This is a genomic window from Streptomyces sp. LaPpAH-108, from assembly GCF_000373625.1.
In the GTDB taxonomy this organism is placed as follows: Bacteria; Actinomycetota; Actinomycetes; order Streptomycetales; family Streptomycetaceae; genus Streptomyces.
The window spans coordinates 523,349-540,958 of record NZ_KB891993.1 but is presented as its reverse complement, the minus strand read 5'-3'; the positions used below and the strand labels follow the sequence as shown (position 1 = coordinate 540,958).

Annotated in this window: 10 protein-coding genes; 2 read left to right on the top strand and 8 right to left on the bottom strand. The window is 75.8% G+C overall.

Going from position 1 to position 17,610, the window contains the following annotated elements:
* Nucleotides 1–27: 27 nt before the first annotated feature.
* From B079_RS0113920 to B079_RS0113895, 6 genes are all read right to left on the bottom strand, one after another.
* The gene (locus B079_RS0113920; RefSeq protein ID WP_018546426.1) at nt 28–1,761 is read right to left on the bottom strand and encodes a hypothetical protein; all 1,734 of its coding nucleotides are present in this window, start codon (nt 1,759–1,761) and stop codon (nt 28–30) included.
* Complete coding sequence (locus tag B079_RS0113915) at nt 1,758–5,336, bottom strand: vWA domain-containing protein (protein ID WP_018546425.1); 3,579 nt, start codon at nt 5,334–5,336, stop codon at nt 1,758–1,760. The genes B079_RS0113920 and B079_RS0113915 overlap by 4 nt, the downstream gene beginning before the upstream one ends.
* A gap of 5 nt (nt 5,337–5,341) precedes the next feature.
* Nucleotides 5,342–6,526, bottom strand: a complete 1,185-nt coding sequence (locus B079_RS0113910; protein ID WP_018546424.1) for an ATP-binding protein — start codon at nt 6,524–6,526, stop codon at nt 5,342–5,344.
* 82 nt (nt 6,527–6,608) lie between these two features.
* On the bottom strand, nt 6,609–11,585 hold the full coding sequence (locus tag B079_RS0113905; RefSeq protein WP_018546423.1) for a hypothetical protein: 4,977 nt from the start codon (nt 11,583–11,585) through the stop codon (nt 6,609–6,611).
* Entirely contained in the window at nt 11,582–12,436 is an 855-nt protein-coding gene (locus B079_RS0113900) for a DUF4132 domain-containing protein (protein WP_018546422.1), read from the bottom strand. Before B079_RS0113900 ends, B079_RS0113905 begins: the two co-directional genes overlap by 4 nt.
* Before the next feature lie 103 nt (nt 12,437–12,539).
* Nucleotides 12,540–12,932, bottom strand: coding sequence for a DUF5997 family protein (locus B079_RS0113895; RefSeq protein WP_026248677.1), 393 nt, complete (start codon nt 12,930–12,932; stop codon nt 12,540–12,542).
* Between the two features lie 58 nt (nt 12,933–12,990).
* On the opposite strand from B079_RS0113895, the gene B079_RS0113890 reads away from it, so the two are divergent.
* On the top strand, nt 12,991–13,770 hold the full coding sequence (locus B079_RS0113890; RefSeq protein ID WP_026248676.1) for a LysR family transcriptional regulator substrate-binding protein: 780 nt from the start codon (nt 12,991–12,993) through the stop codon (nt 13,768–13,770).
* A gap of 22 nt (nt 13,771–13,792) precedes the next feature.
* Here B079_RS0113890 and B079_RS0113885 read toward each other — a convergent pair whose 3' ends face one another.
* Nucleotides 13,793–15,280, bottom strand: coding sequence for an MFS transporter (locus tag B079_RS0113885; protein ID WP_018546419.1), 1,488 nt, complete (start codon nt 15,278–15,280; stop codon nt 13,793–13,795).
* A gap of 93 nt (nt 15,281–15,373) precedes the next feature.
* On the bottom strand, nt 15,374–15,853 hold the full coding sequence (locus B079_RS0113880) for an Lrp/AsnC family transcriptional regulator (protein ID WP_018546418.1): 480 nt from the start codon (nt 15,851–15,853) through the stop codon (nt 15,374–15,376).
* Between the two features lie 260 nt (nt 15,854–16,113).
* Here B079_RS0113880 and B079_RS0113875 point away from each other — a divergent pair, with 260 nt between their 5' ends.
* Nucleotides 16,114–17,601 (top strand): FUSC family protein, encoded by a 1,488-nt coding sequence (locus tag B079_RS0113875; RefSeq protein ID WP_018546417.1) that lies wholly within the window; start codon nt 16,114–16,116, stop codon nt 17,599–17,601.
* Nucleotides 17,602–17,610 lie beyond the last annotated feature (9 nt).

Genomic DNA, 17,610 nt, shown 5'->3' with positions numbered 1-17,610 from the left:
CGGGGCTGTCGAGCGGTTTATCGCCCGTCACGCGCTCCAGCCCGCCACACACAACGCCCTGTCCAGCGCCACCGTGTACTCCCGCGCCTTCAGCCACGCCTGGGTGAAGCGCGTCGGATCGGCCGGGAGCAGCCGCCCGAACGCGTCGCGGGAACGGGTCGCCGCCGAGGAGTGCAGTTCCGTCAGGAGGGCCGCCGCCGTCGGGAGGCCGTGGGCGGCGAGGCGGCGGGGGTCGGTGACGCCGTCCGTACCGGGGTGGGCCAGGGCACGGCGCCCGCCCGCCGCGCTCTGGTGGATGCGGCGGACGAGGAGGTGCACCGGGGGTTCGTCGGACAGGGGAGCGGGGTGCGGGGGCGAGGCGTGGGGCGGGAGGTCCGCCTTCTGCAGGCGGTCCAGGCCCACGTCCACGTGCGTGTCCGGCAGGGTCGGGTGTTCCGTCGCCAGCAGGGTGGCCCGGGGGTGGGAGGCCGGGGTCAGGCGGGCGATGACGCGCAGGGGCTTGTCCGTGGCGGCGGCCAGGAGGCGGAGGTTGTCGCGGTGGGGGAGGGCGGGGTCGTCGTGGGCCGCCGTCAGACGGAGGGCGAGGCCGTCGGAGGCGGCCAGCAGACAGTCGCCCGCCGACTCGCGGGCCGTGCCGGTGAAGGTCACCTCCAGGAAGAGCAGGCCGGGGGAGTCGGGCGCGAGGGCACGGGTCAGCTGGTCTGCGAGGGGGACGCGCCAGAGCCCGTCCAGGGGTTCCGCGCGCCAGTCGACGCCGGGGGCGCGTACCGCGCGCACCGTGGCGCCCGCGCCCAGTCGGCCCGTGGAGGAGACCGTCGCCCCGGAGACCGCGAGCCCCGCCCGGGACAGCTCGCGATGGGTGAGGGCCGTGTCGCCGAGCCGTACCGCACGGTCGGCGGCGCCCGTCGCCCGGGACGCGCCACCGGGCGCCACGTCCGACACCTGGTAGAGCCTGCCGTCCGCGTCGGCCGTCCAGGTCACCACGCCCGCGTACCCGCTCGCCGTCAGCACCGGCTCGGTGAACAGACCGTACAGCCGCAGGGAGCCGTCGGGGCGGTACGGCTGCCGCGCGGTGCCGCGCAGAGCGGCCAGTTCCGCGCCCTCGGCGAGCGGGAGGCGATGGGACACCGCGAGGACGTCACCGAGAGCGGCGACGAGGTCCGCGAGCCGGTACGCCGGGTCGGCCGAGCGGGCCGCGCGCAACGCGGTGACCACCGAGGACGACGCGGCGGCGACGCGATGCAGTCCGGCCAGGCGCGAGGTGTGGGCGGCGCGCAGCAACTCCGCCTGGAGGACGGCACCGCAGCCGTCGGCGCCCGCGTCCAGTACGGCCGCTGCCGCGCTCCATACGGCCTGGGCGGCGGTGAGTTGGGCTGGAGTGGGCCGCTCGGGCTCCGGGAGCGTGATCTCCCCGGGGTCCTGTGGTTCCGCCGGTCCGTCCGTCAACGGCACTGCCTCGGCAGCCGGTTCGGCCTCCGCCACCGGTGCCGACGACACGGCCGCCGCCCGGTGCAGACAGTCCGGCGCCAGCAGACACCCGCAGCGGACCGCGTCCGGGGTCGTCACCGTGCCGCCGGGAGCGTGGAGTTCGACGTGCGTGGTGTCGTCCACGGCGATGCGTACGGTGTCGCCCTCGCGGCCCACCGGGCGGTCCGCCAGCTTGGCGATGCCCGCGTCCAGGCGCTTGCGCAGCCGGGGAGAGAGCGCCTCGACCAGCGCGGCGGTCACCTCGGGTGCGACGGGCGGCAGTTGGGTGCTCATGCGATCTTCTCCCCTATCCAACGGGCGAGTTCGAGGGGGCTGAGGGCGGCCACGGGCATCCCGGCGGCGACCAACTGGCCCGCCACACCGGTCGAGTAGCGCGGGCGCCCCGCGTCGTCCAGGCTCGCGCAGCCCAGTACGTGACAGCCCGCGCCGACCAGCGCGCGGACCTCGCCCAGCAGACCGCCGAGCGGATAGCCCTCCTCGAAGTCGCTGATCACCACGACGAGCGTCCGCGAGGGGACAGTGACCAGTTCGCGGGCGTGCCGCAGCCCCGCCGCGATGTGCGTACCGCCGCCGACGCTCACCTCCAGCAGCAGCGAGAGCGGGTCCTCCACCTGGTCGGTCAGGTCGATCACCTCGGTGGAGAAGGCCAGGAAGTGCGTGGACAGGGTGGGCACTCCGGCCAGCACGGAGGCTGTGAGCGCCGCCCAGATCGTGGACGCTTCCATGGAGCCGGACACGTCGGTGACCAGGATCAGCCGCCAGTCGGCCGCCTTGCGGGCCCGGGTGCGGAACACCGGCCGCTCCGGGATCACCGTCACCGTGCCGTCCGGGGCCCGGCGGGCCGTGGCCAGGTTGGCCCGCAGGGTGCGGGCCAGATCGAGACCGCCGCCCGGACGCAGGCTCGGCCGGGGCAGCGCGGTGCCGTGCAGCGCGGGCCGCAGCCGGGTGGCCAACTCCCTGGTCAGCGCCTCCACCAGGCGCCGTACCAGCGGTCGCAGCGTCGCGAGCCGTGCCTCGGGCAGACCGCCCGCGTGCCGCAGCACCGAGCGGAGCAGGTCCACCGAGGGGCGCACGCTCTCCGCGTCGAGTTCGGCGAAGACGTCCGCCCGGCCCGTCGCCGCTGCCGCCGCCAGCACCTCCTCCCGGACACCCGGCCCGAACAGCGCCGCCAGCTCCTCCGACCACTCCCGCACCCCGGGATACGGCGCCTCCCGGCCGCCACCGGAACCGGACCCGGCCCCGGTGAGATCGCCCCGGCTGCCCTCACCGCGACCGGTGCCGTACAGCTCGTCGAGCGCGGTCGCCAAGCGGCGTGCGGACGGCGGGATTTGGTCGCGGCGGCGGCCCAGCACCAGGCGCCAGCGGTCGGTGGGCGCGATGCGTCCCGAGAAGGGGACCGAGTCCTCGCCGGAGGGGTCGGCAACACTGGGAACCACCGGCTCCGCAGCCGAAGGAAGCAACCCCGCCGCCGCCAGAGCCTCCCGCGCCGCCAGGTCGGCCCGCGTCCACCTCGCCAGCGCCACCGGATCGACGGCCCCCGTGTCCCCGAGCCGGTGCGCCCCCAGCCGCTCCTCCACGGTCGACAGCAGCCGCTCGCGCGCCGCCGGGCTCAGCGTGTCGAAACCGCCGCGCAGGGCCGGGAGGCGGGTGAGGAAGTCCTCGTCGGACAGGTCCGCCACCCGGCCCAGCAGCGGCTCCAGGGCGGCAGCCGCGGACTCCAGCAGCGGTCCGGCGGCCGTGAGCAGCCCGGTCAGCCGGTCCATGAGCGCTGTACGGGTCGCCGCGTCGGCCGCGCCGTCCACCCAGGACGCGACCCGGTCGCCGAGCGCCTGCGGCTCCTCGTGTCCGAGCAGCACCCGTACGGCCCCGGCCGCCCCGCGCATCAGCGGGGAGCCCTCGCGGGCCAGCCGGGCGAGCGCGTCCGTGAGCCGGATGCCGCCGAACCCATCGGCGCGGTGGGCGAGTTCGAACAGGGCGCGGGCGTCGGCCGGGTCGTCGGAACCGGTGAGGCCGTCGACCTGGCGCACGGCGGCCGTGGTCAACAGCTCGGCGACCGCGGCCAAGCGGGCCGACCCGCTCTCGTCCACCGCACCCGATCCGGCGATGTGCCCGGCCCGCAGACGGTCCAACAGGGCGAGCCCCGAGAGGAGTTCGGGCAGCGTGCCGGAGTCCGGCAGCACGGACGCGGTGTCCGCCACCCGCTCCTCGGTGAGCCCCGGGAGCCCGCAGCGTGCCGCCTCTTCCAGGCCCCGCAGCGACTGCGCCGCCGTCGGGCCGCCCTCGTCCCGCTCCGCGCGCAGCCGCTCGCGCAGCAGTCCCTCCGCGGCCTGGGCCGAGGTCACGCCCCGTACCCCGGCCGCGTTCAGCATGGCCGCCGTCGCGGGCGTCCAGCGCACCTCCCAGCGCGAGGTCAGCGCCTCGCCACCACCGGCCGCGCCGACCTCCTGGGGCTCGGCGTACGGCACCCCGCACACCGTCAGGCGGCGCAGCAGCACCTCACGACGGGCGTCCAGCGCCGAGCGGAGCGGGTCCAGGCGCAGGTCGCGGACGGTGCCTGGACCGGCCGGTCCCGGCAGGCCCAGCTCGGCCAACTCCGCCTCCACCGCCGGGGCGAGACCGCTGCGCGGCGCGTCCGGCGCCGGACGCCCCGCCCGCGTGCCGACGAGCACGCGCTCCATCGCCCGCGCCACGGCCCGCCCACGCCCGTACGGCTCGCCCTGCGCGAGCACCGTCTGCACCGCCTCCACCAGCTCGCCCCGGCCCGCCGCGGGCAGCCCCCGCAGCCGGGCCAGATCACCGGCGAGCCGGGTGATCTCCCGTGCGTCGGCGGGCCCCGACGGATGCCCGAGCCCCCGCAGCTCGGCGCAGATCCGCACGGCGGCGCCGGTCAGCGCGTCCGCCAGGGCCGAGGGATCACCGGCCGCGTCGAGCACCAGGTGCTGCCACTCGGGGTCGCGGATTCCGGCCGGGTAACCGGAACGCTCGTCCAGCAGGGCGTAGGTGTAGGGGATGAGGGAGGTCGTCCAGGCCGTCGTCCAGGTTGGGGCCGACGACGGCCGTGCGTCAGCAACTTCGGCAAGTTTGGCAAGTTCGGCAGGCTCGGCCGGGGCGAGCAGCGCCGGGGCGTGGAACGCGCCCACCACCACGGCGGCCCGCTCCCCGTCGGCCGTGGCGGCGGCCAGCCGGGAGCGCATCCAGCTCTCCCGGCGCAGATCCAGCTCCGGCACCCCGCCCGAGGCCGCCGCCTCCTCGCGCAGCGCCCACCCCGTCAGCAGCGCCGCGCGGCGCAGCGCCTCCGGCGGTGAACCGGGCGCGGCGGTCTCGACCAGCCGGTCCCACAGGTCGTCGTCCGGACGCCCGGTGAGCCGGGAGCGGAGGGCCGCGGTGAGGCCGGGACCGGACGTGGCCCGCCGTACCGCCTCCGCCTCGCCGCCCGCCCACGCCCGGTCCGCCAGCGGCAGATCGCAGGTGAGCACCGGCACCCCGTGCCGGGCCGCCCACCGCACCGCCGCCAGTTCCGGCGAGAAGTCCGCGAACGGATAGAAGGCGGGCCCCACGCCTCCGCCCCCAGGCCCCCCGCCGCCTCCCGAAGGCCCCGAGCCCCCAGGCCCCGAACCCGGCGCCGCCGCCAGCGCGACAGGCGCCCGCGTCTCCTCGTGCGCGAGCCACGGCAGCCACTCCTCCAGCTCGGCGGGCAGCTCCACCAGGAGCACGTCCGGCTTCGCCGCGTCAAGCAGCGCCGGTACGGCCGCCGCCAGCGAGGGCGCGTGGTGCCGTACCCCGATGAGATACGGCGCCGCCGGGTCGGTCAGGGCGGCCACCGCCGCCTCGGGGGATGCGTGGGACACGGTGCTCAGCCCTCCAGTACCGTGCGCAGGTCCCACAGGGTGCGCCAGGTGGCGGAGCCCTGCTCGGCCCGGCGCCGTACCGGACCGTCCCAGTAGCCGCGCAGCCGGGCCGCGTCGGCCGGGTCGTCCTTGCGTACGACGCCCAGGAGGTGACCCGGCAGCAGGCCGAGCACGTCACGGTCCCCGGGGAAGTAGGCGGCGGCCAGCCCGAGCGCGCCCGCGACGGACACCGCCTCGGCGGTGCTCATCACGGTGGAGGGCCGCTCCACCTCCCAGCCCTCCGCCGACCGCCCCTCACGCAGGTCCCGGAACGCGGTGACCAGGGCCTCCAGCACGGCGTCGTCCACCTGGAAGGCCGCGCCCGAGCGCTCGACCGCCGCCCTCGCCTGCCCCCGCACCAGCGCGGTCTCGGCGTCGAGGTCCGAAATCGGGCCCACCGTCTCGAAGTTGAAGCGGCGCTTGAGCGCGGCGGACATCTCCGAGACGCCCTTGTCCCGCAGGTTGGCGGTGGCGATGAGGTTGAAGCCGGGTGCCGCGTGCGCCAACGCGTCCTCGCCGCCCGCCAGTTCGGGTACGGCCATGCGCCGCTCGGACAGCAGCGACACCAGCGCGTCCTGCACCTCCGGCAGACAGCGGGTGACCTCCTCGACCCGCGCGATCGCCCCGCGCGTCATCGCGGTGAGCACCGGCGAGGGCACCAGCGCCTGCCTGCTGGGCCCCTGGGCGAGCAACAGGGCGTAGTTCCAGCCGTACTTGAGCTGATCCTCGGTCGTACCCGCCGTGCCCTGCACCGTCAGCCCGCTGGTGCCGCACACGGCGGCCGACAGCAGCTCGGACAGCATCGACTTGGCCGTGCCCGGCTCACCGACGAGCAGCAGGCCCCGCTCCCCGGCGAGCGTGACGACACACCGCTCCACCAGCGCGCGGTCACCCACGAACTTGCCGGTGATCTCAAGGCGTCGCGGCACACCGGCCGGGACCACCGCGTCGGCGGGCAGCGCGAGGGCGCGGCCCTCGCTGCCCCTCACGAAGGTGACGACGGCGCGGGGCGTCAGTCGCCAGGCGGGCGGGCGCGGTCCGGTGTCGTACGCGGCGAGGAAGGCGAGTTCGGTCGCGTACCGATCCTCCGGCGGGACGATCTGGCGTGCCGCGTCCTGGCGTGCCGCGTCGGGGGCGAGGTCGGTGGTCATGAGCGGGAGTCCTTCGCGGTCGTGCGGGGGAGCGGGCGGTCATTGGCGCCGCCCGCTCCGGGAGCGTCGTGGGCGGGGGCGGTCACCTGCGCCGTCCCCTCCGGTTCGCGCGGGTGGTCAGCTCCTCGTACGCCGGTCCGTCGCCCGAGCGGACCCGTTCCCAGGCGCGGGTGAACAGCTCGGGCACCGGCAGCAGGGGCACGGCACGACGGCGCACCGGCACCGGGTACAGCCCCTCCTTCCAGGTCTCCACCGGCAGCGCGGGGGACTTCAGGTCCCGCCAGCCGCACGGCAGGAAGAGGGTGCGCCCGGCGCGCGGCCGTTTGGCCTCCACGACCAGGCCGCTCGCGACGAGTTCGGTCCGTGCCTTCTTCGCCCGGGCGGGCTTCCAGCCGGTCCAGCGCGCCCGGTCGCGGTCCGTCGGGTCGGGCAGCGCCAGCAACTGGAGGTAGAGCACGGCCGCGTCCTCGCCGAGACCGTGCGTGGCGGCGACCTCGGCGACCAGCTCGGGCACGCTCACCGACGGGTCCTGGGCGTGGCCCCGCGGCCCGTCGGCACCGGCGGCCACCGCGCGCTCCAGCTCGGGCCCGAGGACCGTGCTCAGCGGGCGCAGATGGTCGCCGCGCTCCGGGCCGACCAGCCCCTCGAGGAGCCCGAACACCGGGTCGTCGGGGCCGCTCAGCGCGGCCGTGCGGAGCAGGACCGCCTCGCCGTGGTACCAGGGGCGCAGCACCAGGGCCTCGCCCACGGGGGTCAGCCCCAGCGCGTCGGCGCCGCCGGTCGTGGGCAGCCCGTACGCCTTGCGGACCTCGGCCGACGTGGGCGTGCCCTTCTCCGTCCACCCGACCTCCGCGTCGAGCAGCAGCTCCGGGTCGGCCATCCGGCGGCGCACGGCGGCCAGGCCCTCGGGCAGCGCGGCGCGCAGCGGGTGGCCGTACGGCAGGACGTAGGCCAGCGCCGCGAGCGCGGTGACCGCGCCGGACAGGGAACGCCCGCCGGGCAGTGCCGCCGGGTCCTCCGGCCCCAGCTCACCGTTCGCGTCCGGGCGCAGCCGGGTGGTGCGGGCCAGCCAGGGGGTCCGCGCCGGGTTGAGGACGTCCTCGGCGTACTCGGCGGTCATCCCGGCCAGTTCGGCGTCGACGTCCTCCGGCAGCCGGAGCGCCGAGCCGAGCCGATCGGCCCAGACGCGTCCGGCCGCGCCGGTGTCCGGGCCCGAGGTCCACAGCGCCTCGGGGTCGGCGGGCAGCAGCGCGCCGAGCAGGGCGTTCCGCGTCTCGGCGGGGAGACGGCCGAGCCGGGAGACGCCGTACGCGCACTGACGGGACTTCAGACCGGTGAGGGCCAGCGTCTCGGCGCCGGGCTCCGGCGGCAGCGCGGCCAGCAGCGCCGTCGCCTGGACCGGACCGAGGCCGCCACCGGTCGCGGCCGTCAGCATCTCCGGGGCCCCGGACTGCCAGGGAGCGGCGCCCTTGGCGCGGATCAGCCGCGTGACGGCGGCCAGGTCCGCGCCGGAGATCCCCGGGTCGTGCCGGACCTCGTCGCTCAGGGCGAAGTGGGCGACCGGGCCGAACGCGCCCGACGGATCGTGGTCCACCGCCAGCCAGTCGGTGCGCTTCCGTAGCTGGTCGACGCGCTGGCTGCCGAGGATCACGACCGTGCGCTCACCGCGCCGCAGCACCTGTCCGAACCGGTCCAGCCGGTCGTACGGCTCGCTCAGCGTGACCTCCCGCAGGGTGCCGGGCCCCGAGACGAGCGGCCCTTCGCCCAGCGCCTCGAACAGGAGGAGCAGCGCCTCGCGTCGCGCTTCGGACAGCGTCGCGGAGGCGGCCCGGAAGGCGAGCGCCCGCAGGGCACCCAGGGCGGCGGGCCAGCCCAGGCCGATCCCGGGGACGGTGTGCGTCTCGCTGCGCCAGCCGTCGGTGAGGACGGCGTCGCGCTCCGCGGCGGGCAGCGGCTTGCCGTGGGCGGCGTGGCCGGAGAGCACGTGGTTCACGGCCCGGATCTGGCGCAGCGTGGTGCGCTGCTCGCCGTGCCAGTAGCCGTACACGCTCACGATCCCGGCCAGCGCCTCGCGCAGCGTGCTGTCCTCGCCGTGCTCCGGGCTGTAGTCCCAGAACATGCCCTCGGTGTGCTCACGCCGCTGGGCGGGGCGCTCCTTGGGCGGCTCGGCGAACGCGGTCGCCGAGCCGTCGAGGCGCAGCGCCGAGCGGACCAGCGAGGCCACGCCGAGGATCAGCCGGGCGTCGGTGAGGCCCGGCAGTTCCTCGCGCACCACCCGGACGGTCAGTTCGGCCTCGGACGGAACGGCCTCCCGCGCGCCCTTGTCGTCCCCGGCGCGCTTCAGGGCCGCCTGACGCCCGGCCAGCACCTCGGCCGTCCCGCGCATCAGCTCGGCCGCCTGCTCGTCGGTGACGGCGCGCAGCACGGCCGAGCCCCGCTCGTCGCGTGGCCGCAGCGCGTGCCAGAACGGCAGCGGGGGCACCAGCGGGGTGCCCGCCGCGAACTCCCCGCCCGGGCCGTTCGGCGTCACGTGGCCCAGCCGTCCGGTCGCGTCGCGGTCGTCGCCCGCGAACAGCGCGACGGTCTGGGACATCCGCGCGACGACGGGCTCGGCGCCCGGCAGCCGCAGCGCGCCCAGCGGGACGGCGTCCGTCACAGGCATCGACACCGTACGGCCGTCCGGCGTCCCGGCGGTGCGGAACCGCTCCCCGGTGTCCCCCTCGGTGCGCACCCAGCGGCCCAGGACCGTGCCGTCGGTGCCGAACGGGCTCTGCTCCAGGCCGGGTCGCAGCGGCAGCAGTTCGCACATCCCGGCCATCAGCTCGGCGTCCTCGCGGACACCGGCGCGCAGCGGCGCGGGCAGCGAGGCGCGGCCGTGACCGCCCGTCACCGGGTCGTACTCCAGCCACACCGTGCGCACGCCCTGCCTGCCCTCGCGCCAATAGCCGGTGCCGTCGCCCAGGACCGGACGGCTCGGCGGGAGGGCCGTGTCACCGGCGTGCAGAGCGCGGCCCCCGGAGGCGCGGCCACCGCCGGGCAGCGGGATCGAGGCGGCGAGGTCGTCCTGGCCGTACCACCAGGTCGGGATCTGCTCACCGCCGAGTGCGAACACCTCGGCGGGACGGCTCGACCAGTAGGCGCGCTGCTTGCCGTCCTGCCGCCAGATCACCAGCAGCTCCCCGTCCACGTGGCGGAACCGGGGGCGCTGATGGCGGTCCAGGTCCTGGGGCAGCCGCAGGTCGTGGTCCAGGAGGATCTTCTCCGGGCCGACGACGAGCGCCTTGTGCCCCCGGGAGACGATCAGCGCGGGCCACGCCTCGTGGACGGTGACCTCACGGCGCGGGTTCTTCGGGTCCAGGGTCTGGGCGTCGAGCAGGTCCAGCGCCTCTTCGAGGGCGGGCCAGCCCAGTTCGTCCAGGACACCGGCGCGCAGCGTGCGGCCGAGCAGGGGCGCGACCGGGTGCGCGGCGATCCGGGCGACCGCCTCGGGCCCTGCCCCGAGGGCGACGGGCCGGAAGGGCCGCAGCCGGTCGAGCGTCGCGCTCGCGGCGGGCAGCCCGGCCGCGCGGGTGAACTCCCCGGACACCTCGTCGAGCCATTCCCGCAGCAGCTCGGAGAGGACCGGATGGGCGGCGAGCGCCTTCAACTGCTCGTCCCTGCGGCCGTATCGAGGCCCGGCGTCCTCCACCGCCGAGTGCAGCAGTGGCCGCACCCGCGGGTCGGCCGCGAGCGCCACCAGGTCCCGGCGGCCCTCCCCGGTGTCCGACAGCCAGTGGGTCACCGACAGCCGCACCGCGTCGCCCGGCGCCGGGACCGACAGCGGTACGCCCTCGGCGACGCACAGGTCCAGCAGATCGAGGTGGGCGCTCGCCCCCCAGTTCCCGGCGAACAGATCCACCGGGCGCCCGGCGGAGCGCAGCAGCGGCGCCATGCGCGCGGCCAGCACGAGCGTGGCCGGGGAGCGGTCGGCGAACGCGCTGCCGCGCTTGCGGTGCAGCGCCCAGCGGGTCAGCCAGTCGGCCGCGTCCACGCCGTGTGCGCGAGCCGCCGTCTCGTCCGTCAGCAGCCGGTCGGCGCCGGTCTCGGCCAGCAGCGCCAGCCAGAACTCGTCGTTCTCCACCCCGCGTCCGAGCCCGGCGGGCATGATCTCAAGGAGCCGCGTCCGCACCTCGGGCCGCTCCTCGGCCAGGGCGCCGAGGACCGGACGGTAGGCCGTCCAGAACGACGCGGGCGCCCGGACCGCGGCGGGCGAGGTGAGCAGATCGGCGACGAGCGCGCGCTCCTCGGCCTCCCGGTCGAGCCCGGCCGCCTTGATCAGCCCGCGCGCGTCCTGCGGCAGCGAGGCGTACGGCGGCATCCCGGCCGCGCAGCGCTCCACCGTCAGCTGCCGGAACTGCGCCCACGCGGCGGCCGGGTCGAGACGGCGGCCGAGATCCTTCACATGCTCCTTGAGCGCCTTCACGGTCAGCGCCCCGGCGAAGGCGAACTCCAGGAACACCGCCCGCTGCCGCTCCTCGTCCACCGCGAGCGCGTGCACCCGCTCGGCCTCGCGGGCCCGGCCGAAGAACGCGGCGGCGTAGGTGGTGTTCTCGTGCTGGAGGAAGGCGCGCGCGGCCTGCTCGTAGAACGTCGGCAGGAAGTGCGGCACCGCCCGCCCGAGCCGGGCGCCCAGCTCCTCGAAGCCCTGCTTGGCGCTGCCCGGACGGGACTTGGCCTGCCGGGCCAGCCGCTCCACGTCCTTGACCAGGGCGAGCGCGTGATGGCCGTTCGCCGGGTCGTGCACCAGCGCCCAGGCCGGGAAGCCCAGCGTCTCGCGGCGCACCTGCCCGACCTCGGGGGCCTCCGGCTCCCGGGCCAGGCCCAGGAACTCCAGCGCCAGGTCCTCGGCCTCCCCGAGGGTGCCGGGCACCAGCCGTACGACCTGGCGGTCGTCCAGCGCGGGGTGGGTGTACGTGCGGACGGTGAGCGTGTCGGCGTCCTCGCGCGCGGTGCTGCCGGGCGGCAGGACCGCGCCCGCCTCCAGGAGGGCGGCCAGGGTGGTCTCGTCGTACGTCGTCATGCCGCCCGCTCCTCGTTCTCCACGTCGCGCCCCGCGTACAGCGCGGCGGCCATGCGCATCCCCTCCGACCAGGCGACCGGCCCCACCTGGCCGAGCCCGATCACCCGTCCCGCCGGGTCGGTCCACATCAGCGGCCCGGTCTCGGTGTCCGCCCAGCCGTCGTAGTCACCGATCCAGACGCGGGCCTCGACGCTCCGGCCATCCTCCAGGACGGGGCAGACCGCCTGGCCGCCGCGCACCCGGTAGCCCAGCTGGGCCGCCCGGCCGTGCAGGAAGCGCAGCTCCTTGAAGGCGCCGCCCGCGTACGTGTCGACCTGTGTGGCGTCCTCGGCCACGGTCGCCGGGCGGTGCCACACCTCGCGGAAGAGCTGCTGGGCGCGCTGCTCCACGCCGAGTTCGACGGCGAACTCCCGCAGGTCCGCCAGGTCGTCGAGCAGCACCGGGTGCGGGATGCGGACCAGGTCGGGGGACAGGCGCACGGTGTCGCCGTCCAGGTCGACCAGGCCGAGACCGCGCTCCGGGCCGGCGTCGCGGAGGAAACCGGCGATCCGGCCGTCGTCTCCGGTCACCACGAGGTCGCGCAGCGCCCCCTGCCAGGCGGGGTCGGGCCAGACGCGGGTGAGCACGGCGAGCGGCACCGGCAGCGAGCGGACCATCCACCGCTCCACATCCGCCAGGCACTCCCGCTCGTGCCGCTCCAGCCACTCGGTGAGCTGCGCGAGCCCTACGACCGCGGGATCGTCGGCGATCTTCGGCGGCACCGATTTCAGCCGCCGTCCGGCCGCGTTGCGGCACACCACCTTTCCGCCGTCGAGCGTGACCTCGTAGCCACCCGCCGACACCCACCCCATACGTGCCTCCCCGCACCGTGGTGATCAAGTGAGGGGAACTGTAGGCGGCACCACTGACAACGCCCCCCGGCCAGGCCGGGGGGCGGGTGCGGGGCGGGCGGGGTCAGTCCTCGCGGTCCGCCTTCTCCTGCTTCAGGTTCTTGATCCGCACGGCTTCCTTGCGGACCTCCACCTGCGTGGCGCGCTCCTTCTCCAGCCACTCGGGACGCTCCTGCTTGAGCGCGTCGATCTGCTCGGTGGTCAGCGCCTCGGTGACACCGCCGCGCGCCAGACCGGCGATGGACACGCCGAGCTTGGCCGCGACGACGGGACGCGGGTGGGGGCCGTTCTGGCGCAGCTCGCGCAGCCACTGGGGCGGGTCGGCCTGCAGCTCGTTCAGCTCGGCGCGCGAAACGACACCCTCCTGGAACTCGGCGGGGGTGGCGGGGAGGTACACACCCAGCTTCTTCGCCGCGGTGGCGGGCTTCATCGTCTGGGTGCTCTGCTGCGAACTCATGAGGTCAAGGGTATCGGCCGTGTGCGGGTGAGCCGACCGGGGCCGGTAGCCTGGCCTGGTGACAGGCTCGGAGGAAACACCGTCGTTCCGGCTCGCGTACGTTCCCGGAGTGACGCCCGCCAAATGGGCGCGGATCTGGAACGAGCGGCTGCCGGACATCCCGCTCACCCTGCTCCAGGTCCCGGCCGCCGAGACCGACGGGCTGCTGCGCGCGGGCGGGGCGGACGCCGCGTTCGTACGGCTGCCGGTGGACCGTACGTTCTTCAGCGCGATCCCGCTCTACACCGAGACCACCGTGGTCGTCGTCCCCAAGGACCACCTGTTCACGGCGGGCGAAGAGGTGACCCTGGCCGACCTCGCCGAGGAAGTGCTCTTCCACCCCCTGGACGACGTCTTCGACTGGGACACGCCCCCCGGTGAGCCCGCCTTCGAGCGCCCGGCCACCACCGAGGACGCGATCGAGCTGGTCGCCGCGGGCGTCGGCCTCTTGGTCGTCCCGCAGTCCCTGGCCCGCCTGTACCACCGCAAGGACCTCACCTACCGCACGCTGACCGACGGCCCCCAGTCCAGCATCGCCCTCTCCTGGCCGGAGGAGGCCACCACCGACCTGGTGGAGGACTTCATCGGCATCGTGCGCGGCCGTACGGTCAACAGCACGCGGGGGCGCTCCACCGCGGCCGAGCCGAAGAAGCAGGCCAAGCGCCCGGAGCCGGGCCGTCACCAGAGCGGCGCGGGCAAGTCCAGGTCCGGCGGCGCCGCGAAGACGTCCGGCCGGGGCACCCGGGGGCGCTCCGGCTCGTCCGGCAAGGGATCGGGCAAGCCCCGCCGCAAGTCCTGAGCGGCGGGAACCGCCCGCGAGGTCAGCGCCCCGCGCTCGTCGGCTCGGGCGCCGCAGGGCCTTCGACGGCCTCCGTCGGCTCCGGGTGGTTCCGGCGTTCACGCAGGTCCGCCACCGCCAGGGCCAGGGCGATCAGAATGATGCCGACCGCTGTCAGCAGGCCGAGCTGGAGGGCCGTCGTGGGGTTGCCGTCGTTGGCGAGGTGGGCGAAGTACACCGCGCCCACGGCCGCGATGCCCGCCGCCGAGCCGACGCGCTGGGCGGTGACCAGGACGCCGCCCGCCGCACCGGCCCGCTGGACCGGCACCCGGGTCAGGGTGAGCGCGGTGTTGGGCGAGATGGTGATGCCCGAGCCGAGGCCCGCGATCAGCAGGGGGAGTGCCGCCGCCCAGGCCACGTCACGCCCCGGCACCGCCTGGACGGCCACGACGACCGCGAGCAGCCCGACCGCCACCGCGCTCAGCCCGAGGACCACCAGCGCGCGCCCGTAGCGCACCACCAGCCGACCGCCCCGGGCCGCGCCCACCGCCGAGCCGACCGCGAACGGCAGCGAGGCCATCCCCGCCGCGAGCGCGCTGTAGCCGAGGCCGTTCTGCAGGAACAGGGTGTAGACGAAGAACACGGTGGTGAAGCCCGCGAAGTACACCACGTTCAGCAGCACACCGAGCGTGAAGGACCGCAGCGCGAAGAGGTTCAGGTCGACCAGCGGAGCCCGGCCGCGCCGCCCCTGGTGCCGCTCCCAGACCCAGAACGCGGCAAGGAGCAGCCCCGCCAGCGGCAGCAGCGCCCACTTCTCCCGCCCGGGCCACTGCTGCTCCTGCACCAGCGGCAGCATCAGCGCGAGCGTCCCGGCGCCGAGCAGCGCGACCCCGGGCAGATCGACGCCCTCGCGCGGGCGGGCCGGGTCCACGGGCGTACGGGGCAGCAGCCGCAGCGCCGCGCAGAAGGCGGCGATACCGATCGGCAGGTTGATGTAGAAGATCCAGCGCCAGCCGTCCGCCACCCCGAACACATGGATCAGCAGCCCGCCCGCGGGCGGCCCGACCGCCGTGGAGACGCCCACCACGCTGCCCAGCAGCCCGAACGCGCGCGCCCGCTCGGCACCCTGGAACATCTGCTGGATCAGCCCCGTCGTCTGCGAGGCGATGACACCCGAGGCCGCGCCCTGCACCAGCCGGTACAGCACCAGCCAGCCCGCACCGGGAGCCAGCGCGCACGCGACCGAGGACAGCGTGAACAGCGCGAGCCCGAACAGGAAGGCGGCCCGCCGTCCGCGCACGTCACCGAGCCGCCCCGCCGGGACCAGCGTGAGTCCGAAGGTGAGCGCGAAGCCCGACACCACCCAGGACACGTCGGCCGCGTCGGCGCCCAGGCCGCGTTCCATCGAGGGCAGCGCCACGTTCACGATCGAGCTGTCGAGCATCGTCATGAAGCCCGCCGTCAGACAGACCGCGAGCGCCTGCCACCGCCGTCGGTCGCCGGTGGCCGGGCGGGTCTGGACTGTAGTCATACGATCACGCTATGCAGGGGGCGCGTCCGGCGCGCGCGGAGATCCGCCCCGCCCGGCGCCGCACGACCGGTGCCCCGGGCCCGTACGACCGGGTCAGGAGCGCGCCGCCGCCCGCCCCACCGACTCCACCAGCGGCAGCAGCCGGTACGGCACGCGCTCGCGCAGCACCACCTCGGTGCGGGTGCGCACCACGCCCGGCACACTGATCAGCTTCTGGATCACGTCCTCCAGATGGGCGTTGTCCCGCCCCACCACCCGGGCCAGCAGATCCCCGCCGCCCGTGGTCGAGAACGCCTCCACGATCTCCGGCACGGACGCCAGCGCCTCGCCGACATCGTCCAGATGGCCCTGCGTGACCTCGATGTGCACGAACGCCAGCACCGGATGCCCGAGCGCGGCGGGGGAGAGCGAGGGCCCCGTGCCGGTGATCACGCCGTCCCGCTCCATGCGGTCGAGGCGCGCCTGGAGCGTGCCCCGGGCGACACCGAGGATCCGGGCGTACTCCCGCACGCTGGTGCGCGGCTGCTCGAGGAGCAACCGCAGGATGCGCGTGTCGAGTTCGTCCACGGCCATGACAGTCCTGCCTCCTCGTACCCCCGGTTGCGGGCGACTGTACCAATGGCCCAGCGCGGTGCCTCCCCTGTATACCGTGCGACCTGGACCGTTGGCCTGCCGACGGCTCCACGCTCTCGCGTGCTGCTGATCCAATGGCCCAGTGAATCGAGGGTCAGTTGAGCCAAGTGGCCCTGTGATGCTCATATAGTCAGGTCGATGGCGCTGCGGATCACCGCGGCGCCTTTTTCGTGCGGACGGCCACAAGGGGGCGGACAGCAGTGCTGAAGAAGGTGTTCGTGGCGCCGGACCCGGGACACATGCGGCTGCGCTTCGCCGCGCGCGCGGTCCTCGGGATCGGGCTCGCGGTCCTCGTGTGCGGACTCGCCGGGCACTCCCTCGTCGGGATGGTCGCGGGCGGACTCGCCGCGCTGCTCGCGCTCTTCACCGTCGCCGACGCCACCGTGCGCGGCCAGGCCGTCACCACCGCCCTGCTCCCCGCCGTCGGCATCCCGGTGCTCGCGCTGGCCGCCGGGCTGCACACCCACCCGGTCGGCCGCGACGTCGCCTTCCTCGCCGTCGTCGGCGCCGGGGTGTACGCCCGCCGCTGGGGGCCGCGTGGACACAGCCTCGGCGTGTTCGCGTTCATGATGTTCTTCGTCGGCCAGTTCCTGCGGGTCACCCCCGCCCACCTGCCCGAGCTGTACGCCGCCCTGCTGCTCTCCCTGCTCGCCGCCTCGGCCGTGCGCTTCGGCCTGTGGTGCTACGAACGCCGGATGCCTCCCGCCGCCGTCCCCGCGCCGCCCGGCGGCACCGGTCTGGCCCGGGTCACCACCCGGCAGGCGGTCCAGGCGGCGGCCGGGGCCGGGTTCGCACTGGTCGTCGGCCAGCTGGTGTCCGGGCAGCGCTGGTACTGGGCCGTCGGCGCCACCTGGTGGGTCTTCGTCAACACCGCCTCGCGCGGCGAGACCCTGGTCCGCGGCTTCCGGCGCGTCCTGGGCACCCTGCTCGGCGTCGCCCTCGGCGTGCTCGTCGCGATGCCCCTGCACGGCGACCCGGTCGCCAGCGCGGTGCTCGTCGCGGTCGCCGTCTTCGGGATCTTCTACACGGCCGCCGTCTCCTACACCTGGATGATGCTCTGGGTGACCCTCCTCGCCGAACTCCTCTACGGCCTCTTCGGCGTCCTCGGCCCCGGCCTGCTCGCGCTGCGCGTGGCCGAGACCGCCGTCGGTGTCGTCGGCGCCGCGCTCGCCGTGCTGTTCGTGCTGCCGGTCACCACCCACCTCACCACCGACGCCTGGATCCAGCGCGCCCTGCGCTGCGTGCGGGCCTGCACCGCCGAGGCCGCCGCCCGCCTCGCCGGGTCCGCCGCCGACCCCGCCCCGCGCGTGGCCGAGCTGGAGCAGCTGCTCGCCCGGGTCCGGCTCTCGGTCGCGCCGCTCACCCACCCGCTGAACCCGCTGCTGTGGCGCAAGCGGCGTGCCCACCGCGTGCTCGCCCTGCTCGACGGCTGCGCCCGCGAGGTGCGCGGCCTGGTCGCGATCGCCGCCGACCCGGTGGCCTCGCACGACGCCCGGCTCGCCGCCGCCTGCTGGCGCGTGGAGGCCGCCGTGGAAGCGCTCACCGAGGGCGGTGCCGGGCACATCCTGCGCCCGGCCGAGACCCCGGCCGAACCGGCCCTCGCCCACCTCCACGGCCTGGAGCGCGCCCTCGCCGAACTGGCCGAGCCGCTGCACGCCCCGGCGCCCACGCGGCTGGTCGGCGCCTGACGCGCACCC